General features: G+C 43.8%; 29 protein-coding genes. 20 read left to right on the top strand and 9 right to left on the bottom strand.

The genetic code is table 11. The features are described from left to right. Positions 1-2 precede the first annotated feature (2 nt). On the top strand, positions 3-473 hold the full coding sequence (locus tag OPS28_RS14030) for a type IV pilin protein (protein ID WP_265610094.1): 471 nt from the start codon (positions 3-5) through the stop codon (positions 471-473). A gap of 18 nt (positions 474-491) precedes the next feature. Here OPS28_RS14030 and OPS28_RS14025 read toward each other — a convergent pair whose 3' ends face one another. Genes OPS28_RS14025 through OPS28_RS14010 form a run of 4 tightly spaced genes read right to left on the bottom strand, consistent with a single transcriptional unit; the run spans position 492 to position 3,084 of the window. Further along, a complete protein-coding gene (locus tag OPS28_RS14025) occupies positions 492-905 on the bottom strand; it encodes a type IV pilus modification PilV family protein (protein WP_265610093.1) in 414 nt (137 codons plus the stop codon). A gap of 1 nt (position 906) precedes the next feature. Next, entirely contained in the window at positions 907-1,983 is a 1,077-nt protein-coding gene (locus tag OPS28_RS14020; RefSeq protein ID WP_265610092.1) for a hypothetical protein, read from the bottom strand. After that, positions 1,976-2,578 (bottom strand): prepilin-type N-terminal cleavage/methylation domain-containing protein, encoded by a 603-nt coding sequence (locus tag OPS28_RS14015; protein ID WP_265610091.1) that lies wholly within the window; start codon positions 2,576-2,578, stop codon positions 1,976-1,978. Before OPS28_RS14015 ends, OPS28_RS14020 begins: the two co-directional genes overlap by 8 nt. Next, positions 2,572-3,084 (bottom strand): GspH/FimT family pseudopilin, encoded by a 513-nt coding sequence (locus tag OPS28_RS14010; protein ID WP_265610090.1) that lies wholly within the window; start codon positions 3,082-3,084, stop codon positions 2,572-2,574. Before OPS28_RS14010 ends, OPS28_RS14015 begins: the two co-directional genes overlap by 7 nt. Positions 3,085-3,196: 112 nt before the next feature. Here OPS28_RS14010 and OPS28_RS14005 point away from each other — a divergent pair, with 112 nt between their 5' ends. Further along, a complete protein-coding gene (locus OPS28_RS14005) occupies positions 3,197-3,568 on the top strand; it encodes a type IV pilin protein (protein WP_265610089.1) in 372 nt (123 codons plus the stop codon). On the opposite strand, the gene OPS28_RS14000 is transcribed toward OPS28_RS14005, so the two are convergent. Next, the gene (locus tag OPS28_RS14000; protein ID WP_265610088.1) at positions 3,565-4,113 is read right to left on the bottom strand and encodes a GspH/FimT family pseudopilin; all 549 of its coding nucleotides are present in this window, start codon (positions 4,111-4,113) and stop codon (positions 3,565-3,567) included. The genes OPS28_RS14005 and OPS28_RS14000 overlap by 4 nt on opposite strands. Before the next feature lie 220 nt (positions 4,114-4,333). On the opposite strand from OPS28_RS14000, the gene nadE reads away from it, so the two are divergent. Together nadE and OPS28_RS13990 are read left to right on the top strand one after the other, a co-directional pair. Continuing rightward, a complete protein-coding gene (gene nadE, locus OPS28_RS13995; protein ID WP_265610109.1) occupies positions 4,334-5,167 on the top strand; it encodes an ammonia-dependent NAD(+) synthetase in 834 nt (277 codons plus the stop codon). 6 nt (positions 5,168-5,173) lie between these two features. Beyond that, entirely contained in the window at positions 5,174-5,512 is a 339-nt protein-coding gene (locus tag OPS28_RS13990) for a P-II family nitrogen regulator (protein ID WP_265610087.1), read from the top strand. Positions 5,513-5,553: 41 nt separating this feature from the next. Here the strand turns inward: OPS28_RS13990 and OPS28_RS13985 are convergent, their stop codons facing one another. Then, positions 5,554-6,039 carry an FKBP-type peptidyl-prolyl cis-trans isomerase gene (locus tag OPS28_RS13985; RefSeq protein WP_265610086.1) on the bottom strand — a complete coding sequence of 162 codons (486 nt, stop codon included), beginning with the start codon at positions 6,037-6,039 and terminating at the stop codon, positions 5,554-5,556. A gap of 48 nt (positions 6,040-6,087) precedes the next feature. Beyond that, entirely contained in the window at positions 6,088-7,095 is a 1,008-nt protein-coding gene (gene ygfZ, locus OPS28_RS13980; RefSeq protein WP_265610085.1) for a CAF17-like 4Fe-4S cluster assembly/insertion protein YgfZ, read from the bottom strand. 157 nt (positions 7,096-7,252) lie between these two features. Here ygfZ and OPS28_RS13975 point away from each other — a divergent pair, with 157 nt between their 5' ends. From OPS28_RS13975 to OPS28_RS13955, 5 genes are all read left to right on the top strand, one after another. After that, positions 7,253-7,510, top strand: a complete 258-nt coding sequence (locus OPS28_RS13975; protein ID WP_265610084.1) for an FAD assembly factor SdhE — start codon at positions 7,253-7,255, stop codon at positions 7,508-7,510. Then, the gene (locus OPS28_RS13970) at positions 7,482-7,937 is read left to right on the top strand and encodes a protein YgfX (RefSeq protein ID WP_265610083.1); all 456 of its coding nucleotides are present in this window, start codon (positions 7,482-7,484) and stop codon (positions 7,935-7,937) included. Before OPS28_RS13975 ends, OPS28_RS13970 begins: the two co-directional genes overlap by 29 nt. Further along, positions 7,934-8,779, top strand: coding sequence for a MaoC/PaaZ C-terminal domain-containing protein (locus tag OPS28_RS13965; RefSeq protein ID WP_265610082.1), 846 nt, complete (start codon positions 7,934-7,936; stop codon positions 8,777-8,779). Before OPS28_RS13970 ends, OPS28_RS13965 begins: the two co-directional genes overlap by 4 nt. A gap of 56 nt (positions 8,780-8,835) precedes the next feature. Then, positions 8,836-9,234 carry a fosfomycin resistance glutathione transferase gene (gene fos, locus OPS28_RS13960; protein ID WP_265610108.1) on the top strand — a complete coding sequence of 133 codons (399 nt, stop codon included), beginning with the start codon at positions 8,836-8,838 and terminating at the stop codon, positions 9,232-9,234. Between the two features lie 210 nt (positions 9,235-9,444). Beyond that, a complete protein-coding gene (locus tag OPS28_RS13955; RefSeq protein ID WP_265610081.1) occupies positions 9,445-11,199 on the top strand; it encodes an alpha-amylase family glycosyl hydrolase in 1,755 nt (584 codons plus the stop codon). Positions 11,200-11,277: 78 nt separating this feature from the next. Here the strand turns inward: OPS28_RS13955 and nadB are convergent, their stop codons facing one another. Next, entirely contained in the window at positions 11,278-12,939 is a 1,662-nt protein-coding gene (nadB, locus tag OPS28_RS13950; RefSeq protein ID WP_265610080.1) for an L-aspartate oxidase, read from the bottom strand. A 197-nt stretch (positions 12,940-13,136) separates the two neighbouring features. On the opposite strand from nadB, the gene rpoE reads away from it, so the two are divergent. The 10 genes from rpoE (at position 13,137) to OPS28_RS13900 (ending at position 21,952) form a co-directional block, all read left to right on the top strand. Then, on the top strand, positions 13,137-13,715 hold the full coding sequence (gene rpoE / locus OPS28_RS13945; RefSeq protein WP_265610079.1) for an RNA polymerase sigma factor RpoE: 579 nt from the start codon (positions 13,137-13,139) through the stop codon (positions 13,713-13,715). 72 nt (positions 13,716-13,787) lie between these two features. Further along, positions 13,788-14,366, top strand: a complete 579-nt coding sequence (locus OPS28_RS13940; RefSeq protein WP_265610078.1) for a sigma-E factor negative regulatory protein — start codon at positions 13,788-13,790, stop codon at positions 14,364-14,366. Between the two features lie 110 nt (positions 14,367-14,476). Next, the gene (locus OPS28_RS13935) at positions 14,477-15,520 is read left to right on the top strand and encodes a MucB/RseB C-terminal domain-containing protein (protein WP_442864002.1); all 1,044 of its coding nucleotides are present in this window, start codon (positions 14,477-14,479) and stop codon (positions 15,518-15,520) included. Positions 15,521-15,529: 9 nt separating this feature from the next. Further along, on the top strand, positions 15,530-15,994 hold the full coding sequence (locus tag OPS28_RS13930) for a SoxR reducing system RseC family protein (protein ID WP_265610076.1): 465 nt from the start codon (positions 15,530-15,532) through the stop codon (positions 15,992-15,994). 207 nt (positions 15,995-16,201) lie between these two features. After that, a complete protein-coding gene (lepA, locus tag OPS28_RS13925) occupies positions 16,202-17,998 on the top strand; it encodes a translation elongation factor 4 (RefSeq protein ID WP_265610075.1) in 1,797 nt (598 codons plus the stop codon). Then, entirely contained in the window at positions 17,998-18,915 is a 918-nt protein-coding gene (gene lepB, locus OPS28_RS13920; protein ID WP_265610074.1) for a signal peptidase I, read from the top strand. The genes lepA and lepB overlap by 1 nt, the downstream gene beginning before the upstream one ends. Next, a complete protein-coding gene (gene rnc, locus OPS28_RS13915) occupies positions 18,915-19,601 on the top strand; it encodes a ribonuclease III (RefSeq protein WP_265610073.1) in 687 nt (228 codons plus the stop codon). The genes lepB and rnc overlap by 1 nt, the downstream gene beginning before the upstream one ends. Then, positions 19,591-20,502: a GTPase Era gene (gene era / locus OPS28_RS13910; protein ID WP_265610072.1), complete on the top strand. Its 912-nt coding sequence runs from the start codon at positions 19,591-19,593 to the stop codon at positions 20,500-20,502. The genes rnc and era overlap by 11 nt, the downstream gene beginning before the upstream one ends. Positions 20,503-20,538: 36 nt before the next feature. Then, positions 20,539-21,177 (top strand): pyridoxamine 5'-phosphate oxidase, encoded by a 639-nt coding sequence (pdxH, locus tag OPS28_RS13905; RefSeq protein WP_265610071.1) that lies wholly within the window; start codon positions 20,539-20,541, stop codon positions 21,175-21,177. 10 nt (positions 21,178-21,187) lie between these two features. Further along, positions 21,188-21,952 (top strand): TatD family hydrolase, encoded by a 765-nt coding sequence (locus tag OPS28_RS13900; RefSeq protein ID WP_265610070.1) that lies wholly within the window; start codon positions 21,188-21,190, stop codon positions 21,950-21,952. Here the strand turns inward: OPS28_RS13900 and OPS28_RS13895 are convergent. Beyond that, positions 21,922-22,626, bottom strand: a complete 705-nt coding sequence (locus tag OPS28_RS13895) for an AhpA/YtjB family protein (RefSeq protein ID WP_265610069.1) — start codon at positions 22,624-22,626, stop codon at positions 21,922-21,924. The two genes, OPS28_RS13900 and OPS28_RS13895, sit on opposite strands and share 31 nt — an antisense overlap. Before the next feature lie 138 nt (positions 22,627-22,764). Between OPS28_RS13895 and serB the strand changes: the two genes are divergently transcribed. Then, positions 22,765-23,781: a phosphoserine phosphatase SerB gene (serB, locus tag OPS28_RS13890; RefSeq protein ID WP_265610068.1), complete on the top strand. Its 1,017-nt coding sequence runs from the start codon at positions 22,765-22,767 to the stop codon at positions 23,779-23,781. Positions 23,782-23,945 lie beyond the last annotated feature (164 nt).

Below are 23,945 nucleotides of genomic sequence, written 5' to 3'. Positions count from 1 at the left end.
ATATGAGTCATCGCGCACGTCAAAATCAGGCCGGTTTTACATTAATTGAGTTAATGATAGTGGTTGCTATTGTTGGCATTATTGCCGCTATTGCATATCCGTCATACCAGTCGGTCATGGCAAGTAGTTACAGAAGTTCAGCTCAAGCAGATCTCATGTCATTGGCAACAGCGATGGAGCGTCATCACGGAGGGACCTTTAGCTACGAAGGCGCCGCTAATGGGGGAGCGAACACAGGTGCGCCCGCCATCTTTGCTACCCATTCTCCCGCCAGTGAACCGGTAGCGAATAAGCGATATAATTTAACTATTGAACAAGCAAATAGCACCTCTTTTCAACTTAAAGCGACGCCCGTAATAAATTCTGTCTCAGATAAAGACGGTGCGCTTTTTTATTTCAGCGATGGACGTAAAGCCTGGGATAAAGATAACAATGGGGCAATTGGGGCTACCGAATATTGTTGGTCGTGCTGAAGCGCGCGTGTTAACGCATTACTGTTCAGGTTTAGGCGCTAAATTTATTAGTTGACTAGACTCAATTGATAAAGGTGGAGGGGGAAGAGTATTAAATTTAATCGTGTGCTTTATTTTAAAGTCTTTGCCCTGCTGACTGCTCGATATCGTTATTTCGAGCAGCTTACTTTGTTTACTTTTGCTATGTTTTGTAAGCTCAGATGGTTTTATGTTTCTGAAAGTGGTTACGTCCTCTATTGAAGTAAACGTATCTGAATCATGCATTGTATCTACTAATTTTGTGATTGTTTGCGCGCGCACCTGATCCACTATTAGCAACTCCTGAACGGAAGTTGTCAAACTTGCTATCAATGACAACAGCCCAAGCGCGGAAATTGAAAAAATCGCACTGGTAATCGACAGCTCAATATAACTAAATCCCGTTTGTTTCACGTTAAAAGTCTCTCCAGGATCCGGGAATGCGATATAAACGCTGCATCTTAGAGTTATCGCGAAGCGCGTTTAAAATAGACTGACTGAATCGCACTCTAATATAGGAATGTTTACTGATTGTGCAATTTGCCATCAGCGCGCCAAAGATCGAGGCGCTAGCGTGCATTTTTATGTCATAAGACAGAGCCGAGTCGATACATAAAGAAACGAGCAACCCAAAAAATTTAACATCTGGTTCTAACTGAACGTTACTATTTATGCTAATTAGTAAAACTGGGGCTGTGGGAGTACCAATAACTTTTTTAACCGGAAAGGTGCAATCACTGTCAATAATGTACATACCGCTACTTTCTTCGTTTAATTCCTTGCACGTTGATATTGATTCGGCACTGTATTGACTGAGCGCGTCTAGGAACTTACTTTGAAGTCCAAATAAAAATAAAATTAAATCAGATGGGAAGTCGGTATCTCCAATATAAAAATCAGGTCCATAAGACTGACTTGACGAAAGTACACGTAGCAAACATTCGCCGTTATTGAAGTGGCTCGCCCGACAACTGACTTGATGTTTCGCCGTTATGGCAGGTACGCCTCGACTCCATAGACTAAAGTAACTGTTTAAATCAACAAATTTATCGGGTATTCCTAGTTCAAAAATGGTTTGCCTCGGAATGGAGCCCAGTACGGATAGTGGCGCGGTAGGTAAGTTAAGCAGGATAGGCGCTTTAATTACTGCTTCGGTAATGGTACGTTCACTGCGATGAATTGTGGTATGGGCGGAAAGAGTATACGTTGGCAATTCAAGACCGTTTATATCTATTTTCTGCTCAGCATGGATGGTTTGGCCGCTGAGTAGAGGGGGGGGAGTCGCGTCAGCATTTAATAGTGTTGCTTTCAAATGCTCTATCCGTGATTGAGCATCACGCTGTGCTCTTTCAGCAAAATGCGTCTCGGTCTTCATAGCGTATACAGTGAGTAAAGTGTTATTGCATATCAATAACGCAGTTACTACCAGCGAGAGTAATAAAGTGACAGGAGCAAGCATGGCCATGCCTTTATTAAACGCCTGTTCATCCATTTTCGAGCCTCACATAAAGATGCTTTTCACGTTGAAGTTGCGTGAATTTCGCGTGGTGGGCCTTAATGTTGATCTGCAAAAAGTTCGGTGCATTGGGTGAGGTTAGTTTGTTTAATATAAACGCAGTAACTTTTACTGTACGAGGATCGGTCAGATCGTGCCAGCCTCCTTTGTCGCAAGGGGCCCCATCTCGCCTGATTTCAATCGCTTGATTATTAAGTTTAAACCCAAAGCGTTCGTCAGGCGTCTCTGTATCAAGCATGCCATTTTGATTCTTGTCATAGCTAAACAGAATGCAGTTGGTTACACCTTCGTCTTCAGTTGAAAACAACGCTATGGGAGGAGTGAAAGGAGAGGATGATTTAGCAGAAAACATTGCAATGGCATGTTGATTAAAGCCCGCCCTGCGAATTTCATCTGTCATAATCTGACCTACTAAACTCAGCTCATTTTCTAAAGCCAAATTGGCGGTAATTTGTCGTTGAGAAACCAGCAGCTGAGTTATCAAAGAGATAACCCCAGCAAACAACGTAATACTCACTGTCATGGTAATTAGTAATTCCATAAGGCTAAAACCTCGGTTTCGTTTTAGCATCGCTGGATACCCACTGATGAGAATTCTTCTGCACAAATCCTGACTCGACCTAAGTTGTTTATAATGACTTTACCTATGCCAATAGAATGAGCAAAAGACAGTGTATTGGCCGAGCCGTAAGCGGTGCCATAATTACCATCAAAAACGATTTTAGCCTTGCTTTGTTTACGTGAATCAGCAAGTTGAATGCTTTTGGAACCTGCACTTATTCGCATCGGTTTATCGTTAACTACACAATCTGTCGGTAGATGACAATTGCACGTACTATCAGTTGTCGCGCCTAAACACCACATCCTCCCGGTTTGCACCACGACATTAACGGTTTGTCTCTGAAGAATGGCTAATTGTCTGGCTTCGTTAAACATTCGCAGCGATTGATTGAGGATCTGACGCAAATGCTGACGATGTTGGAAGTCAGCAAATGAGGGCATACCAGTGGTTAAGAGTATACTTAGTATGCTTACTCCCACCATTAGTTGCACAAGTGTAAAGCCATGCGTGGTCATCTTATTTCCTGTTCCTTTGGCTAGCTGCTCATATACGTAAAGTGGCGTAAAGTACCACCATAGTACATATTCAGTCCGTCAAATTTAGCTGTACCAAAGCAAGGAATTAGCTGTGAAGAAAAATCAGCAAACAGGCTACTCTTTAATAGAAACGGTTGTTGTCATGGCGATAACTGCTATTTTGGCTGGGGTCGCTGTACCTAGTTATCAGACTTATTGGGAGCGTAACAATATCAGGCAAGTTCAGTTACAATTGGTGGCATTGCAAACCCTGCAGGAGCGTTTTAGATTAATAAACGGTACCTACGCAAGTGGCGAAGAATTGAATGTGAGCGAAATAAAAGGGTTTAAAGTGTCAGCAACCAACGTGGGGGATTTTACTTATACTTTGGTTGCGGAAAGTGAAAATAATAAAGGTGTACGCTGCTCGAAATTAACTATAGATCATGCATCTCAGCGCACTCCGGCCCATTGTTGGGATTAAGGGCAGGTGAGGGCGCTCCCAGTATGATCCTCTTTAACGCCGTTACCATCATTATCTTTAGCGGTGGTTACCCGACCGTACAGCGTGACAATTAAAGCAGACGCCAACGACGCGTCGCCGCTATCAGGGCATATAGTAACCGTTGTATTCAAGTCAGTCCCACCACTGGCTGAAAATAGGACAGAACCGATGGCCCCGCTGATGGTATTTTGTGCGCTTACAGGATCGGTGCTAATGACGATAGGCTCTTCATTGTCCCGTTGTCCATTATTATTACTGTCAATAAATACCATTTTAGCTTGCGCCCAGCTGGTGGTGCAGGTTGAGTAATTGGTAGTAGGGCACAAGGTAACGTCGGTTTGCTCATTTACCGCAGTGAAGCGTGCATGTTTTATGGCAGCGCTCAAATTGTTAATGTCTGCTACAATACGATTCTGTACCAAAATGGTTTGAACATTCGGTGAAACTACTGTTATCAAAATGGCCATGACGGCGAGCGCAATCATCATTTCAACCAGTGTCAGCCCTTTTTGATACCCAATCACTTACTTCGACTCCTCATACGTAGTATTAATAATCGTAAACTATCCTCGACAAAAATGGGTATAATTATTCCGCTTATAGAGTGGCAGAGCATAACCATGTTTTTTAATATGATTAAGTCAACTATTTGGTTGTTTTATTAGCAGGTTAACTCCACTCTATCCGAATAACGTCTTTGTCCAAAAAACATAAACTATCACAGGTATTGAGTCGCGAAGAATGATGCAAAAAGATGCGGTAATTAAGGAAATGCGAGTGCAACCCACAATCGATGTTAACTTTGAAGTGACTCGCAGGGTCGGATTTATCAAAGAACAGCTTAGAAAATCAGGGTTGAGTTCGCTGGTATTAGGAATTAGTGGTGGCATTGATTCTTGTACGTTAGGACGACTTGCCCAATTGGCAGTAAACGAGTTGAACAATGAGAGTCAGCAGGATTATCAATTTATTGCCGTGCGTTTACCTTATAATATGCAAGCGGACGAAGACGATGCGATGGCCTCTATTGAATTTATCCAGCCTACAAAAACGGTGAATGTGAATGTTCAACCGGGCGTGGATGCATTGCACCAGGAAACAATGAACGCTTTGCAAGGACAAACTTTGCTGCCGGATTCTGAGAGTAAAATAGATTTCGTTAAGGGCAACGTGAAGGCACGCGCTCGTATGGTTATTCAATACGAAATTGCTGGCATGGTTGACGGGCTTGTACTGGGCTCTGATCATTCTGCAGAGAATCTCACTGGTTTCTATACCAAATATGGTGATGGGGCATGTGATCTGGCCCCGTTATTTGGACTTAATAAACGCCAGGTACGTCAGCTTGCGACTCATCTTGGCGCGCCCAAACGTATTATTGAGAAAGCGCCGACTGCCGATTTAGAATCGCTAGCGCCACAAAAAACCGACGAAGACGCGTTGGGAATAAGCTATGACGAAATCGATAACTTTTTGGAAAGTAAAATGGTCGCTCCTGAGGTTGTAGACAAACTACTTTATATTTATGAGCGTACCCAACATAAGCGCAATCCTATTCCTACCGTTTACGACGAGTAATATTAAATGAAAAAAGTAGAAGCAATTATTAAACCCTTTAAGATGGATGATGTTCGTGAGGCATTGGGTGAAGTAGGTATCGCCGGCATGACTGTTACCGAAGTAAAAGGCTTTGGGCGTCAAAAAGGGCACACCGAGCTCTATCGTGGTGCAGAGTATCAAGTAGATTTTTTACCCAAGATAAAAATTGAAATGGTGTTACCGGATGACTTGGTTGAGCGGGCTGTAGAAGCCATTGAACAATCAGCTAAAACCGGCAAAATCGGTGATGGCAAGATCTTTGTCTATAACCTTGATAGTGCCATTCGTATTCGTACTGGAGAGCAAAACGAAGAGGCCATCTAAAATTGTATACCGCTCGCTCGACAGAGCGAGCGGTACGCAAATTAATGCGAGTGACCGCATCCACCTTCACCATGAGCATGTCCGTGCTCTTTTTCTTCATCTGTAGCTTCGCGAACTTTGATGACTTCAACTTCAAAATTAAGAGGAACATCAGCCAACGGGTGATTTCCATCTACAACAGCGTAATCGTCACCTTTTTCAACTATCATAACTGATTGCTCACCCTGGTCAGTGGTGGCGCGGAATGACATCCCCACTTCTACTTCTACACCTTCGAACATATTTAGAGGAACTTTTTGGACAAGCTGATCGGACCGGTTGCCGTAACCTTTCTCTGGCTCCACATGCACCTTAAATTTGTCACCTTCAGTTTTACCCATCAAAGCTTCTTCAAGCCCTTCAATTAAAAAGCGTTGTCCTAGCAATACTGTAAGCGGGTTTTTATCCTTGGACGAGTCCAGTACCGTACCATCATCAGAAGAGACCTGATAGTGAAGGGTGACTACGTTTCCAGAGGCAATTGTCATAATATTTCCTGTTATTTAATGAATTTGAAAGGGGTAAAGAATAAATCTCTAGCGTTTAACTATTTTATCACTGTCTTCAGCAATGGGATATGGTATTTCTTGTGGCGAAAATGTTACCTGAGGCGTGCCACTTAATCTGAAAGTGGCCGATAACTCAGTATCGTTTGCGACTACCGCCAGTACCCAGGTTTCATCCCTCAATGAAGCGTTTCTCACGACAACCCCGCCCTTACGCCAGTTTTCGCCTAACTGTAATTCAATAGTGTCGGCAGGATTGACAAGGTGAGAACCTTCAAGTCTAAATATCATTGCCGCGCGCTTGTTTTTACCCAGGTAGCGGGTACGGGCAATGACTTCCTGCCCCATATAGCATCCTTTTTTGAAATCAATAGCATCCAAAGCCTGGAGGTTAATCATCTGCGGAATAAATTGTCCAACGTTCTCAGAGGTTATCCATGGAATACCATGTTGAATAGCCATCGCCTCGTATACATCGGATGAATAGCTAGCTAAGCCACTTTTTTCCAGAAATTGAGACCATTGTGCTGAACCCTCATCCGTTAAGCAAAGGTGGAGTAAGTCGGGAATAAAGGGCGAGCGCACAACTAAGCCCAGCGCACTTTCAACTACTTCTCCCTTTTCAACTGGGACGCTACCAAAGTGAGTGAATACGAACTCGTCGATAGATTTACCGCGGCCAACATACTGCGTGAAAGTAGTGCTGGCGTCAGCAATGTCGACCTTAGAAAATACGCCGTATTTTTTCAATTCAGCGAGACTTGTTGGCAGTGCAGAAGCTGCGATACTCATCAATACACTATCACCGAAACGAAAAACCTGCATTACTGACCACGCTTTTCCCTTGGCATCGCAGTGAGCGCAGGGGCGGCTTATTCCGTTAGGAAACTGTTTTAGGTCAATTGTTAATTGGCTATGAAGATAATCATTACGTTGTTCTCCACTGACACTAATCATCCCAAGTTGCGGTAAAGGAATGGCAAACTCATTCGTTAAATCATTTAGTGAGGCAAGTAGAGTGTGATTATTTTCGGTCATTAATGGTCCTACAAAGCAACAATTGTATTATTTAACAATGGGGGGGATAACCTAATTAGCAAGGGAAAATTGATAAAAAGTCTGAAAGGACAGTCAACAGTCTAGGCACTGCGTGGTATAGTCCTGCTTAAATTAAATAAATTTTGAATGTTGGTGTATGTTGGAAGCTAAACGCGTAGCACGCATGCGGTGGGCTTGCCGCCGAGGGATGCTGGAACTAGATGTATTGCTGTTGCCTTTTATGGACGAAGCTTTTGAAGATTTGACTGATGAGCAAAAGATTACTTTCGAACGCCTGTTGACCAGTGATGATCCCGATTTGTTTGCTTGGTTCATGGGGCATCAGAAGTGCGACGATCCTGAATTAGCGGAAATGGTGTCGATCATTGTCAACCGCGTTAAAGTACAGGGTTGAAATAACGCCATCAAGATGGCGCAATTATCAATGGATATTCCCTTCGCTGATTATATGGGGGGGATTGCACTCTCTGTCAGATAATACTTACTCGTGGGTGGCCATTGAGTACTTCAGTTTTATAGCGTGCGTCTCGACACTCTTTTTCTATTGGCAGCACTTGCAACAGGCAGCACTATTACCTGAAACTTATTTGCTAGGTGATGATGGTAGCTGGCAACAAACCATGTCAGGTATCATCTCTGTAGAAGGCTCCAGAGAGGTGTTAAGTGGTAAGTCACGCGTCACACCTTTTGCTGTCTTTCTGTGTTTCAGTACACAGTCACCTCCACGCTGGATATTAAAAGGAGAGTGTGACGAGCAAAACTACCGAAGGCTGTGTAGAATCGTTTTACAGCGGGCTAACCTCGCTCAGGATGAACCATGATATTAGACCTTTTAAGTGCACTAATGAGAGGCGCAGATAAACAGCGCCTTACTCAATTCAAACCCCCATCATTGGTTGATGTTACGGCTACAAAAAATCTGCTAATCAACTTCGAACACTATCAAAGTTACTGTGCATTAGTGGATTGGGAAAAGGTATCCAGATTGCATCCTCTCTATTTGCAAGTTCAGTCTTTGAGCCTGCAAATGCTATGTCTGGCGGATAAACATAACCCTTTCCCTCTACTGGGTTTGGTACACATTTCTAACCATGTTTGGCAAAGTGCCGACGCGGACCCTCACGTAAGTTTCAGTCTCAGAGCAGAATTGGGAGAGTTAAAAGCCCATGCTAAGGGATGGGTAGTTGATGTCATTGTGAATGGGGACCAACAGGGAAAGTTTGTCTACCGAGCAGTAGGCAAATACCTGATTCGAATTAACGCCCCCCATGTCGCTAGAAAGAAGCGTAAAGACCAGGAGCAACGCCAACCTTTTTGGGAAAATTATCAACAGGTGGCTCAGTGGCGTATCCCCGACAATATAGGCCGTAAATACGCGAAGGTTTCTCACGACTACAACCCCATTCATTTATCCGCCATTAGCGCAAAGTTGTTTGGTTTTAAAAAAGCGATTGCCCATGGGATGTGGAGTTTGGCTAAGTGTTATAGCCAGTTAGCTACTGACAAACAGTTTAGCGGTGATATTCAGCTGGCTTGTGAGTTTCTTAAGCCAATATTGTTGCCAGCGGAGGTAGTGGTATTGAAAGATAGCGAGGGCGAGGGAGATCAGTTTACCCTCTTAAATGGAGATCTGAGCCAGCCCCATATCCGTGGAAGTTTTTAGCGTCAGGTCGCTGCGAGAAACAAAACAATTAGTTAAGCCCATCTCAGGAACATATGATGATCACTGGATTAAACCACATCACTATCGCAGTATCTGATGTCAAAAGGTCAGTTGAGTTTTATACGGCTGTTTTGGGTTTTAACGGACATGCAATGTGGGAACAAGGAGCCTATCTATCATGCGATAATGTATGGCTTTGTTTATCAAGGGACCTTCCTGAACCAGCACGCGACTATACGCATATTGCATGGTCTGTTTCGCAAGTGGATTTTTTGAAGCTAAGCCAAAAGATTATTTCCTCCCGCGCTACGCTATGGAAAGTAAATAAGAGCGAAGGCGAATCGCTTTACTTTTTAGACCCTGACGGACACAAATTAGAAATTCATGTTGGCGACCTTAAACAAAGGCTAGCAAGTTTAAAAGACAAGCCATATACGGGCTTAATGTGGCTATAGAATACTGCGTTTGATAAAAAACTGGACTATTGGCCAACGGTAAAATTATTCAGTAAGCCCCATTACACCTTTTCAATCATTAATCAAGTTGGACTAAAATTCTGCCTTGCATACGTTTTCAATGTGATCGTGCTTGCTTTTCAAGTCGCAATAGGGGGGAATAAGCATCAATCGCACTGACATTTGTTTAACAATGGAAATGATGAGCGCATGATAAAAAATATTTCTAAAAGAGCATCAACACTGATGTTATCAATACTGATGGTCTCTTGTTCACAGCAAATTACCTCTACACCACCAAGCACTCTTACCCCTGAGGGCGAAGTTGCTTATGAATCCATACGCATTGATAATGACGATCCTAGCTGGTGGGATAATGCAATTTTTTACGAAATTTGGCCGCGTTCATTTTATGATGCAGACGGGGATGGCAGCGGGGACTTTGACGGCATGACGTCAAAACTTCCCTACTTGCAAGAGCTAGGCGTAAATGGAATTTGGTTGACACCGGTATTTGAAGCACCCTCCTATCATGGCTATGATTTTCAAGACTTTTACAGCGTCGAGTCTGACTACGGCACGATGGAAGATTTTGAAGAATTCGTTAGCGCCGCTCATGAGCATGGTATCAAGGTCATTTTAGACCTGGTAATTAATCACATTTCTGACGGCCATGAGTGGTTCCAAAAGTCCGCTGCACAAGAGCCAGGTTATGAAGACTATTTTATCTGGAAAAAAGAAATACCTAAGCATTGGGGGAAAGCTTGGGCAGATAAAGAAGATAATTCTCAAGCTGTGTGGCACTGGAATGAGCAACGCGGTGAATTCTATTATGGTGCATTTGGCCCCACCCAACCCGATGTGAACCTACGTAATCCCAAAGTGGTTGACGAAATGAATAAGCTAGCCACTTTTTGGCTGGAAAAGGGGGTAGACGGTTTTCGTCTCGACGCAGTCAGATACGCAATTGAAGATGAGACCGTCGACGGACAGGATGCAGATCAAGCTGATACTGATGCCACTATCATCTACTGGACCCAGTTCAGCCAGCATGTAAAATCGATTAATCCTGGAGCTATGCTTGTAGCTGAGGCATGGGCTGATATGCCCACAATAGGTAAGTACTATGACGATGGTAACGGACTAGATTCGGCGTTCGATTTTGATTTTGGTTATGTAGTCAGTGGTATTTTGAATGCGGGTGGGGAACGAAGCGCAGATTTCGGTACGGTTAAAGACGGGGAGGAAGATAATACGCGCCAAGCATTGTGGGCAAATTTAAAGAGTCGTAAGGCGACCGCCCCCATTTCATTCTTTTCTCCCTTTCTAACGAACCACGATCAAAATCGTATTATGCATACATTAGGTGAAGATTGGAGTAAAGCTAAGTTAGCCGCTACATTGTTGATGACCACTCCTGGCACGCTGTATATGTATTATGGGGAAGAAATTGGATTGTCGCAGTACGCTACTGGCGATGATCAGTATCGTCGCGCTATTATGCAGTGGGAGGATAACGATGCTGCCGGCTTCAATGATACGGGGGAATTCTGGCTGGATCAAAGCAAGTGGTTCCCCTGGATAAAAGAACACAAACCATGGTGGGAAGGGTACTGGCAGTCACAACGCGCGAATAAAAATGCATCAGTTGATGCGCAGGCAGCGAACCCGGATTCTTTGTTAAACCATTACAAAAAGTTACTGCAAATACGTAACGACCACGTTGCATTGCAATTTCCAAATGAAATTCGTTATTACCCGGTTGATAACATGAATGCGTGGGTGGTCCAGAACATTAAGGATGAACAAAAACGTTTGACTCTGGTAAATCTAAACCCTGAAGCTGAGGCTAGATTCCCTGTGCCGAAAAGTCTCAGAGGGGAATACATAGATTTATTGTCGGGCAATAAAATTACGCTTGCAGAAGAATTTACATTGGAAGCGGGTCAATCACTTATTCTGTAGTGTTCAAAGAAAGCGCAGCGCCTGCTGTGCTTTCTATTGATACTTAAGATATTTTCGCACAGTACTTGTGGTTGCGTCTTAAGTACTCAAAGTGCCAGGCTCTTCTTCAATCAAACTTTTTAAGGGCGTTAAAATTGTTGGAGCAGATTGTTCAAGGGTTTCAGGATAATCTACATTAAAATGCAAACCACGGCTTTCTTTTCTTTGTATGGCGCAGCGTACAATTAGCTCTGCCACCATCACTAGATTACGAAGTTCCAGCAGGTTATTACTTACCTTAAAGTGCGCATAATACTCGTGGATTTCCTGTTCCAACAAACGAATTCTGCGTAATGCTCGTTCCAAACGCTTGTTAGTTCTTACGATGCCAACGTAATCCCACATAAAAAGACGTAGTTCGTGCCAGTTGTGCTGAATGATTACTTCTTCATCCGAATTGCTGACCTGACTTTCATCCCATGGGGCGATGAGTTCATCTGTCGTTTTATCGGCCAGTCTTGAAAGAATATGGGTTGCCGCAGCTTTGGCGAAAACTACGCATTCAAGTAGTGAATTGGACGCCATACGATTTGCGCCATGTAAACCTGTATAGGCAACTTCACCTATGGCGTAAACATTGTCCAGATCGGTCCGCGCATTTAGGTCTGTTATGACGCCCCCGCAGCTATAGTGAGCGGCTGGGACAACCGGTATAGGTTGGCGAGTAATATCAATGCCTAATGAGCGACACTTACGATAAATATTGGGAAAATGTTTAACAATAAAATCGGCACTTTTATGGCTAATATCCAGGTACATGCAATCTGCACCAAGTCGTTTCATCTCAAAATCGATAGCCCGAGCAACGATATCCCGTGGTGCCAAATCACCACGTTTGTCGAAATTGTGCATAAAGCGCGTACCATCAGCGTGACATAGCTGCGCCCCTTCTCCACGCAAGGCTTCTGAAATAAGGAAGTTACGTGCTTGTGGATGATAGAGGCAGGTGGGATGAAATTGATTAAATTCCATATTAGCAACGCGACATCCTGCTCGCCACGCCATTGCTATACCATCACCACTTGATACATCAGGATTGGAAGTATATTGATAAACTTTGCTGCCACCACCCGTTGCCAAGGTAATAAAACGGCTGCGAATCACTTCAACCTGTTCTCGTTTGCGGTTCCAAACGTATACACCTTTACAATGTTTAGGCGTATTTTCTGACGCAATTAAATCAATAGCATTGTAGCGCTCGAAGAAATGGATATTGGGGTGCGCTGCTACAGCATCGTTCAACGTGTTTTGTATAGCTTCTCCAGTAGCATCCGCAGCATGTAAAATACGACGGTGACTATGGCCTCCCTCACGCGTAAGGTGATACTTCTTTTCACCGCTGTGGCTTTCTTCCGTATCGAATGGTACGCCAAAATTTATTAACCACTCCAGCGCTGCTTTAGCCTCTTTCGCGGTGTAGATAACCACTTGTTCATCGCACAATCCTGCACCCGCATCTAGCGTATCGGCGACATGTGACTCTATTGAATCGTCTTCATCAAAGACCGCAGCAATACCCCCTTGCGCATACCGCGTAGAACCTTCATTTCGATCGCTTTTACTCAGCACGATGACCTGGCAGTGGTCTGCTAGTTTCAAAGCCAGACTCAGACCAGCGGCACCACTACCGATAATCAACACGTCACATCGGTGTTCTATCGCTTGATTTAAAGAAGGTGGTGAAGAAGTTGTTGAATTCATGTATTTTAACGGTGCTGAGATACCCAAAGTTCGGCAAGTCTAATGGATGAAGCGTAAAAAACAATGGGCAAATCCACGTTCTCGTGCAAAATTTGGAACAAAAATTAAAAAAGTTGCGAACTTTTCCGTATTCACAAAGTCTACTTGAGTGCTTGCATGAGCTGTAAAGAAGTAGATGTTAAGGAGAAATGGCTCGAATGAGCGAGCAAATAACCGATCAACAATTAGTTGAAAAGGTTCAACGCGGAGATAAAAACGCGTTTAATCTTTTAGTAACCAGATACCAGCATAAGGTTATGCATTTGGTCTCTCGGTATGTGAAGAATACCGGTGACGTGGCGGATGTTACTCAGGACGCGTTTATCAAAGCCTACAAGGCGTTGCCTAATTTTCGTGGAGAAAGTGCTTTTTATACTTGGCTTTACCGTATTGCTGTTAATAGCGCGAAGAATTACTTAGTTGCGCAGGGGCGTAAGCCGCCAGCGAGTGATGTAGATGCGGATGAAGCGGATTACTACGAAGGTAGCGATGCGTTAAAAGAGCAATCCACACCTGAACGTAGTTTACTATCTGACGAGATAGAAACCACCTTATTTGGGGTGGTTGAAAAACTGCCGGATGATTTACGTATGGCGATTACCTTACGGGAAATTGAAGGCTTGAGTTATGAAGAGATAGCAGGCGTCATGGAATGTCCGGTTGGGACAGTTCGCTCAAGGATTTTTAGGGCAAGGGAAGCAATTGATAAAGTTATACAGCCTTTGTTAGAAAATTGAACTTTTTTAAAGTTCGGTAACCTAACCTCTGTGTAAACGTGGTAATTGATCAACTTTGATCAGGAATAATGTATGACCAAACAACAAGAAAATTTATCTGCTTTTATGGATGGAGAACTCAGTCAGACTGAGATCATCGATGCCATTAAGCAGGATCCAGTGCTTCAGGCCAAATGGCAGCGTTACCATGTGATTCGTAGCGGTTTGCGTAAAGAGGCTACAGTTGCGCCGCAACTGGATATCACAGCACGGGTAGCAGAGGCTCTAACGAATGAACCGACAGTGATGGCTCCTCGTTCACGCTGGGAATCAATTCCATTATTGGGTAATGTGATCCCATTCGCAAAGCAAGCTGGCCAGTTTGCTGTTGCCGCTTCAGTAGCTGCGGCAGTGATAGTAGGCGTACAATATAGTAATCAGCCTTCTCACACAGAACCGTTCTCTACATTTACCACGGTGGGTCCTCAAGGGGGCTTGGCCCCAGTGAGTCTGGAGCAAACCAGAACGCTACCACGCAATGATATGGCGATGATGCTAGAGAAAAAAAGAAAGATTAATGCGCTGATTGCTGACCATGAGCAGCAGGTTAAGCTTAAGCAGGCTGAAGAACAAAGTGCTGCTGCCGAAGAACAGCAGGGATCGGAAAACTAACGATAGTATTCAATTGGATGAACAGATTAAGTAGTATTAACAGGCCAGCTCCACGTAAGCTGGCTGTTTTATTTAAGCGTGCCACCTTAATTTCAATTTTTAGTGTGTCTATGCTGCGGGCTGAAGTGTCAGCGCAACAAAGCAATACGTCTGCTGTTGAAGCCGAACATTCAACTAGCCAAAGCAGTGATATTTCTGACAATACTAGTGTTACCCAAAATATAGAAAACGTCGAAGAAAATGAGCGTGATTTTTTAACTGCCAAGCAATGGTTAGCCCGATTAACGGAGGCCACTCAGAGTTTGAACTACCAGGTCTCATTTATTCAAAGTCGAGCGGGTAGTGAAACCATTCCGTATCTATGGCGTCACGGCGTTTTAGAAGATGGTACAACGGTTGAACAACTAAATTTACAAAATGGCCCGGGACGCGAATTAATACGGGTCGGAAATGTGGTTAGTGTATTTGAACCTGATGTACCGCCTTACAGCCTATATTCCGCGTCGATTAACGGTCCCATTCCAAGCCAATTACTATATAATCCGCGGGCGCTTACCAAGTCTTACAAATTTATTAAAGTAGGTCGGGCGAGAGTCTCTGGTAGATCCGCTCAACACATACGTATCGTAAGTTTAGATAATAGTCGTTTTAGTTATCAATTATGGTTAGACGAAGCTAGCGGCATGTTATTAAAATTCAACATGTTGGATTTGAATGGAAATTTACTTGAACAAATTCAGGTGACATCACTCAGCATTCAAAAAGAACCCCATCCGTATTTTGCGAGAGTCAACCAGGCTACCTTACCCCAACCCATGGTGATAACGCCCTCGCAACCCAGAAAACACCATTGGGAAGTGGATTATTTGCCGCGAGGAATGAAAGAAGTAAAGCGCGATATAAGACGTTTAGCGCTAACGGGACAGATCGTGGAATATAAAATGTTCAGTGACGGTTTAGTCGATGTCTCGGTATATGTTCAGATGGCTGATGACGCGATCGGTGCAGATATGGTATTACGTCATGATGTTAATACGTTTCTAACCTTAACAGACGGGCAAGCTCAGGTTACAGTAGTAGGCGAAATACCACTAAATACAGCCAATGCAATAGCTACCTCACTTAGTATGCACCGCCCTGATAGCAATGGATGACGTAATAAAATGATAGTTGAACGCGCTACAGTAATATGTGTACAAGGCGACACAGTCACAGTAGAAGCCGCAATTAAGACCACGTGCAATGCATGTCAGGTAAATCAGGATTGCGGTACCGGCGTGGTGTCAAGAGCGCTGGCTCCTCGGACTCAGCAACTTACGTTTAAGACACCTGTGCCAACAAAGATAGGTGATGTGGTGAAAGTAGGGGTGCCCGAAGCGGGTATTCTTTCGGCTTCAGCATGGTTATATTTAGCTCCTTTGATCGTATTTCTGATAAGTGCATTGGTGTTTAATAACATGTTGCCCTCGCTTGGATTATATAGCGAACTGTGGGTAGTGCTGGGCAGCGGCATTGTCACCTTTTTAGGAGGGGTGTTAACCTCACGTTATTTAAAATCGAAAGATACAGCCAAATTCCAGCCCGTTATCCTGTCAGCGACCGATCCTAGTGTAAAACTGCGTAAATAATTTTTCCTGTAAGTAATACCTATCGAGTGATATTACATTAATTCGCTTTTCGACTAATAAATAGGTAAAATCCGCAGACTTTTTTTCATGGATGTCATCGTCGAATTATTCACGATGGTGCCATCATCCTTTGATCACGGTTTGCCTCTTCTGAGTAAAAAGTGAAAGGATAGATTTCAATAATTTTTGCAGGTAATTTCTAGCTATATGCAACAGTCGCACATTCGTAATTTCAGTATCATTGCCCACATTGATCATGGTAAATCAACGCTATCGGATCGCTTAATCCAGCATTGTGGTGGTTTATCAGAAAGGGAGATGGCTGAGCAGGTGCTCGATTCAATGGATTTAGAGCGCGAGCGTGGTATTACCATTAAAGCGCAAAGCGTTACATTGAATTATACCGCAAAAGATGGTGAAACCTATCAGTTAAATTTCATCGATACTCCGGGACACGTTGATTTTACCTATGAAGTGTCTCGTTCGTTGGCAGCGTGTGAAGGCGCACTTTTAGTAGTAGATGCCGGCCAGGGTGTTGAGGCGCAAACACTGGCTAACTGCTATACAGCGATTGATATGGACATGGAAGTGGTGCCAATCTTAAATAAAATTGATTTACCGCAAGCTGAACCAGAGAGGGTCGCCGAGGAAATTGAAGACATTGTTGGTATTGACGCTGTAGATGCAGTGCGCTGTTCAGCGAAAACGGGGGTGGGTATTGAAGACGTACTTGAAGTCATTGTACAAAAGATACCTCCTCCAGTGGGAGAGCGTGAAAAGCCATTGCGTGCACTTATTGTTGATTCATGGTTTGATAATTACCAAGGCGTAGTATCGCTAGTGCGTATCGTGGAAGGCCAGCTGAATGTTAAAGACCGCATCCAAATTATGTCTAACGGGCAGGTTCATCAAGTCGACAAAGTGGGCGTGTTTACGCCTAAAGCGCTGGATACCGGTATCCTACGCGCGGGCGAAGTAGGCTTTGTTATTGCAGGTATCAAAGATATCCTTGGCGCACCGGTAGGCGATACCATAACTACTGCACGTCAGCCAGCTGAAAAAATGCTACCCGGTTTTAAAAAGGTAAAACCGCAGGTTTATGCAGGTGTATTTCCGATAAGCTCAGATGATTATGAAGATTTCCGCGACGCGTTGCAAAAGTTAAGTCTCAACGACGCTTCGTTGTTTTATGAACCCGAAAGTTCAGCCGCATTGGGTTTTGGCTTCCGTATTGGCTTCCTAGGTATGTTACATATGGAAATCATTCAGGAGCGACTAGAGCGAGAATACGACCTTGACTTGATTACTACTGCTCCGACGGTAATATACCAAGTGGTTACTACGAAGGGTGAAACAGTACAGGTAGACAACCCGTCAAAGTTACCCGCGGTAAACGATATTGAAGAAATTCACGAGCCAATCGTAGAAGCGCACATTCTGGTACCACAAGATTATCTAGGTAATGTCATCACATTGTGTGTCGAAAAGCGCGGCGTTCAAACCAATATGACCTATCACGGCAAACAGGTTGCGGTAACCTATGAATTACCCATGGCTGAAGTGGTACTGGATTTCTTTGACCGATTAAAGTCAACCAGCCGAGGTTTTGCCTCACTCGATTATAACTTCAAAAAATTCCAGTCCTCAGATATGGTACGGGTCGACATTCTCATTAATGGGGAACGGGTAGATGCGTTGGCACTTATCACGCACCGTGAGAATTCACAATCGCGCGGGCGTGATATGGTGGAAAAACTGCGTGAGTTAATCCCTAGACAAATGTTTGATATCGCCATTCAAGCCGCAATTGGTAACCATGTTATCGCGCGTAGTACGGTAAAACAGTTGCGGAAGAATGTTATCGCAAAATGTTATGGGGGCGATGTAAGTCGTAAGAAAAAACTGCTACAAAAGCAAAAAGAAGGGAAGAAGCGTATGAAGCAGGTTGGAAATGTTGAATTACCCCAGGATGCATTCCTTGCGGTATTGAAGGTGAAAAAATAATGGCGAATTACTTTTCCTTATTTCTGGTTTTTCTAACAGTTGCATCCGGCTTGATTTGGTTGTTAGATTCATTATTTTTTGCCAGTAAGCGCAAAGCCAAAGCCGCCACATCTGGTGGTACAATCGGAAGCGCAGAAGCTGACGCACAGGAAAAGACCGAACTGCCCTATATTGTAGATACTGCGCAACAAATTTTTCCCATTATCGCCTTTGTGTTGGTATTACGCTCATTTCTTTATGAACCCTTTCAGATACCGTCAGGCTCTATGATGCCTACGTTATTGGTAGGTGACTTTATACTGGTAGAGAAATATGCATACGGTATAAAGGACCCGGTTTTTCGGGAGAAAATAATTGAGACTGGGGCGCCGGATCGGGGCGACATTGTGGTTTTTAAGTATCCTGAAGAACCAAATATTGACTACATTAAAAGAGTAGTTGGCTTACCTGGGGACACCGTAGTTTATCGCAACAAACAAATTTATATAAAGCCTGCTTGCGCAAGCGATGAGGTGGAAAGCTGTGGTAAATTGCAACCTGTAGACGTTGAGTTTAAGTCGCGCGGCGATTTTGTGCAGGATATGGCCCCGCTTCTTCGTTATACCGAACAACTTGGCGATACGCCCCACGATATTCTTCGCCATCCCATGCGTGAAGTACACCCTTCGCACTTTTACACCCAGCCGGGTACGCGAAGTAATGAATGGCGTGTTCCTGAAGGTCAATACTTTGTGTTAGGTGACAATCGTGACAATAGCCGAGATAGTCGCTTCTGGGGTTTTGTTCCGGATGAAAATCTGGTGGGCGAAGCGGTTGCTATCTGGATAAGTTTTGAATTTGAACGCGCCTCCGATAGCTGGCTCCCTTCTTGGATCCCAACGGGTGTCCGCTTTAGTCGCGTGGGCGGTATTGATTAATGCAGGGCATTGATAAATATGCTTATATTAGCAAAGTGTTGGGTTATACATTCCAAGACGTTGCTATGTTGGATCTGGCGCTCACTCACCGAAGCGCAGCGAAAGTGCATAATGAGCGCCTTGAGTTTTTAGGGGATGCAGTACTCGGAATGGTCATCGGTGAAGCGCTATTTAAGAAATTCCCGAATGTGCCGGAAGGTAAACTCACTCGAATGCGTTCGACCTTGGTAAAAGGGGACACCTTGGCTGAGCTAGCGCGTGAAGCCAAAATGGGAGACCTGATAAAACTGGGGCCGGGTGAAATGAAGAGTGGCGGTTCCAGAAGAGGCTCGATATTAGCCGATGCTGTGGAAGCAGTATTAGGTGCCATTTATCTAGAAGCCGGTATGGAAACGGTTAAAGAGGTGATTTTAAAATTGTGGCAAGAACGTATTGCCCAATTAGACCCTAATGCCCACCCCAAGGATAATAAAACACGCCTCCAAGAATACCTGCAATCCCGCCGGTTACCGCTACCAACATACGAAGTAATCAATATTACAGGTAAAGATCACGCGCAGACGTTTGAAGTGAGTTGTCTCGCGGCTGGCTTACATCAACCTGTTGTGGCGCTGGGGGAAAGTAGGCGCAAAGCGGAACAACAGGCCGCTAAAATTACGCTAGAGAAATTAATCAATGACGCCTGAAGATATAACCACCTACTGCGGACTCGTAGCGATTGTTGGCCGTCCTAATGTGGGCAAATCTACTTTACTGAATCACTTGCTGGGGCAGAAAATAAGTATTACGTCTCGCAAGCCTCAAACTACTCGTCATCGAATTTTAGGTATTGATACCGAAGGTGATTTTCAAACTGTATATGTTGATACACCGGGACTTCATAACGATGAAAAGAAAGCAATAAACCGTTACATGAATCGTGCGGCCACATCCTCGTTGGCTGAGGTGGGGTTAGTATTGATGGTTGTGGAAGGAACGCGCTGGACCGATGAAGACACTATGGTGCTTAAGAAGGTTCAGCAGTCAGGCTTACCCAGCTTTTTAGTGGTAAATAAAACTGACAAAGTTAAAGAAAAGTCAGAGTTGATGGAACAACTGCAAATTCTCGCGAAGAAACATCATTTCGATAATATTGTACCCGTGAGCGCTAAACTGGGAAAACAGGTTAATGTGTTACGTGAGTTAGTTCAGAAAACGCTACCGCCGAGTGAGTTTTATTTTCCTGAAGATTACATTACAGATCGATCCAGTCGCTTTATGGCTGCAGAGATCATTCGCGAAAAATTAATGCGCTTTACCGGCGACGAATTACCGTATTCAACAACAGTTGAGATTGAACAGTTTAAGTTGGCCGACAATGGCGTTTTCCGTATTAATGGTCTTATATTAGTTGAGCGCGAATCGCAGAAACGAATGGTGATAGGTAAAGGAGGACAACACATTAAAACCATCGGTGAACAGGCGCGTAAAGATATGGAAAACCTCTTTGATTCCAAAGTGTTTTTAGAGCTTTGGGTGAAAGTGAAACAAGGATGGGCTGATGATGAACGTGCGCTTCGTTCGTTAGGCTATGGTAACGACGATTAACCAAACTAATAAGACATGCGTTTTCTGGGAGCGTGAATGGCAATTTCAGACTTACGACGACAATACAGTTTACGCTCCCTGGATGAGTCAGAATTAACCACAAATCCAATAAGCCTTTTCGAACGCTGGTTAAACGATGTTATAGAAGCTGGCGTACCAGACCCCACGGCTATGACAGTAGCGACCGTAGCAAAAGATGGTCAGCCTTCTCAACGTATAGTGCTGCTAAAAGATGTTGGGCCTCAAGGGTTTGTTTTTTATACCAATTACGGTAGTAGGAAAGCCCGGGAACTGACAGAAAATCCGAAAGTATCGTTACATTTTCCGTGGTTTTTTATGGAGCGACAGGTACGAGTATGCGGTACTGCGCATAAAATGTCTGTTGCCGAGAATGCTCGCTATTTTCTTTCCCGTCCTAAAGACAGCCAACTTGCGGCCATCGCATCACGTCAAAGTAGACCCATCGCCAAGCGAGAACTATTGATGACCCAGTTCAGTCAACTCAAGCAAAAATTTGCACAGGGAGAGATACCTGTACCCGACTTTTGGGGAGGCTTTCGCGTCGAACCTCATCAAATAGAGTTTTGGCAAGGTGGCGAAAATCGTCTTCATGATCGCTTTGAATATAATTTGTCAGAGTCTGGTGAGTGGCATACACAACGATTGATGCCCTAAGGGAAGCGTGATGATAGATAGTCACTGTCATCTCGATTTACCAGAATTTAAAACCGATCTGAAAACTGTGCTTAAACAAAGTTCAGAAGCAGGCGTAACGCGCTTCCTTATTCCAGGCACTACTCAAGAGGGATGGCAGCGGCAGCTTACGATCCAAAATAATTTTCCGCAATGCGATATAGCGTTTGGCTTGCATCCCTATTTTTTAACTGACGAAGACGATTCACTTTCGCAGCTTCAATGTTGGGTAGAAAAGCATCGCCACATATGTGTAGCTATTGGTGAAATAGGGCTTGATGCCACAGTCAATACACCCCTTAAAAAGCAGCAGGAGCTATTTTTAGGACAGCTTGAACTTGCACAACAATTTGAACTTCCCGTTATTATGCACCATCGAAAAACCCATCACCTTTTAATAGAAGGGGTGAAGAAGGTTAATTTCAAATACGGAGGTGTTATCCACGCATTTTCAGGAAGCGAGGAGGTAGCACGCCAATATATTGATAGAGGATTTTTACTAGGTATAGGTGGCACCATTACTTATCCTAGGGCGAGTAAGACCCGGCAAACGGTTTCTGTAATTCCTCTGGAATATTTGCTGTTAGAAACTGATGCGCCTGATATGCCAATGCAGGGAAGGCAAGGGCAGCGAAATTCGCCCGCTTTTATCAGCGATGTAGCCAAATCATTAGCTGAACTAAAAAATCTTGAGAAGAAAAGCGTGATCTCTCAAACCACAGAGAACTATTGGCGCTTGTTTAATGTCGACGGATAAGCAGCGCTAGCATCGTCAGACAATATACGACGTTTCAATACGGGTCTAAATTTATAAAAGCTTCTAGCCAGGTAAACCCCGAGTAAAAAAGTAAGTATCATTAATACATAAACCATCTCCACCTTACGCTTTTCAAAATCAAGCGAGGGGGCCAGAAGCCGCTTAGCATTAAAAACCAAACGTAAATAGCCAATAGTTTGCTCACTGTCATTACGAATGTCTTCTATATGAACAACCCAGTTTCTTGATTTATCTGAAAGGTGTTTTAAGAGCAAGAGGTGGTTTTCGGCAGAGCTAAGTAATACGCCTCGGGAATCGTATACGGCAGCGTTAACTAAGGCCGGATGATGATTGAGCGTGGCTACCATTTTCTCCAGTTCCTCGTCGTTTCCCTTGGTAACGACGGGCGCAAGCAATAAAGCATACTGATGAACCAATAATGTTCCTGTTTGACCTGCTTCAAATTCCGCCCACTGGCGGGAGTGCTGCTGATAAAGATAAAAAAAATAAATGAGTAACGCTATGGTCACGCATAGACTGAAGGTATGAACAATTCGCTTGATAGCTTTGTAGCCACTATGTTGAACCGTGGGCATATTACGCCGATCAGCGGCGTCGACGCTTGAGGTCAGTGTATGCCCAGGAGATGATTGACCTGAGATATCCATACTCATACTATTAAATGTCCACTAAGAACTAAATTAACTGGCATATTACAATTAATTTAACAGTAAATGCCAGATGTGAGTTTTCTGACGCTTAACCTTTAGGTAGGATTAGCTCCCCATGTATTCATGTTGACAGGTGTAAAGTTGTCTTTAACGCAACATAGTTATTCATCATTATTGACGCTTAAAAAAGGTTTCCCGAGTGGTTGGACATTTGATAATCACTGCACGAAAGTGATGGATGTAACAACCAGAAGTGATGAGTGTGAAACACTGACAATTATAGGGCCAGCATTAACGCTGAATATTCTTTTTAGTGTAGAAAAAAAGTTAGCCACTTTCTTAGAGGTTGAATCATTCCATTTTCATCCGTTGTCAGAATGCTACGGAGAATGCGTGGTTTTGGCGCGAGTTAAACTTACCAAAGCGAATAAGATCGATGTAGCGCTGAAACAGGTAGCAGAAGCATATCGGATAGAAATAGTTTTGCAAAACCAGCAGCCTGAATTGAAAGAGCCAGGTTTATTAGTGATGGACATGGACAGTACGGTAATCCAAATAGAGTGTATTGATGAAATCGCCAAGTTGGCAGGAGTGGGTGAAAAAGTGTCGGTTGTCACTGAACAAGCTATGCGAGGCGAACTCGACTTTAAGGCCTCACTACTCGCGCGGGTTGCCTGTCTTAAAGATGCGAAGGAAAGTAATTTAGAGGTGATCCGCAATTGTATTCCTTTGATGCCTGGATTAACTCATTTGCTTCACGTTTTGAAAGAGAATGGATGGAAAGTAATTATCGCTTCAGGCGGTTTTACTTATTTCGCAGATTATCTACAACAGCGATTAGATCTAGATGGAGCTCGAGCAAACGTACTGGCGATTGAGAACAATCGGCTAACTGGTCACATCTCGGGTGACATTATTGATGCGAAAGCTAAAGCAGAAGCCGTAACGGATTTTGCGGAGAAGTGGCAAATAAGGCACTCGCAGACTATTGCGATGGGCGACGGCGCCAATGACTTACTTATGATGCAAACAGCGTCGCTAGGGGTGGCTTTCCATGCTAAACCAATAGTCGAGCAACAGGCTGACGTTGCGATTCGATACGGCGGATTACACACATTGTTGTATTTTTTAAAGTTTGAAATAAGTTGTGTTCAATAAAATGACGGGGGAACCCTAACGCTATACACAACCCATCGTCATTGCTGCGTAAGCAGCAATCTGCAATAAATCCATCTCGTCATTGCTTATATGGACTCCCGGTTCATTTCAAGGATATTTTTAATATAAGTTGGAAGATTGCATGCGCATATTCGGGCTCTTAT

It is taken from the genome of Alteromonas sp. ASW11-130, from assembly GCF_026183735.1.
Taxonomy (GTDB): Bacteria; Pseudomonadota; Gammaproteobacteria; order Enterobacterales; family Alteromonadaceae; genus Alteromonas.
This window is presented reverse-complemented; position numbering and strand designations above follow the sequence as displayed.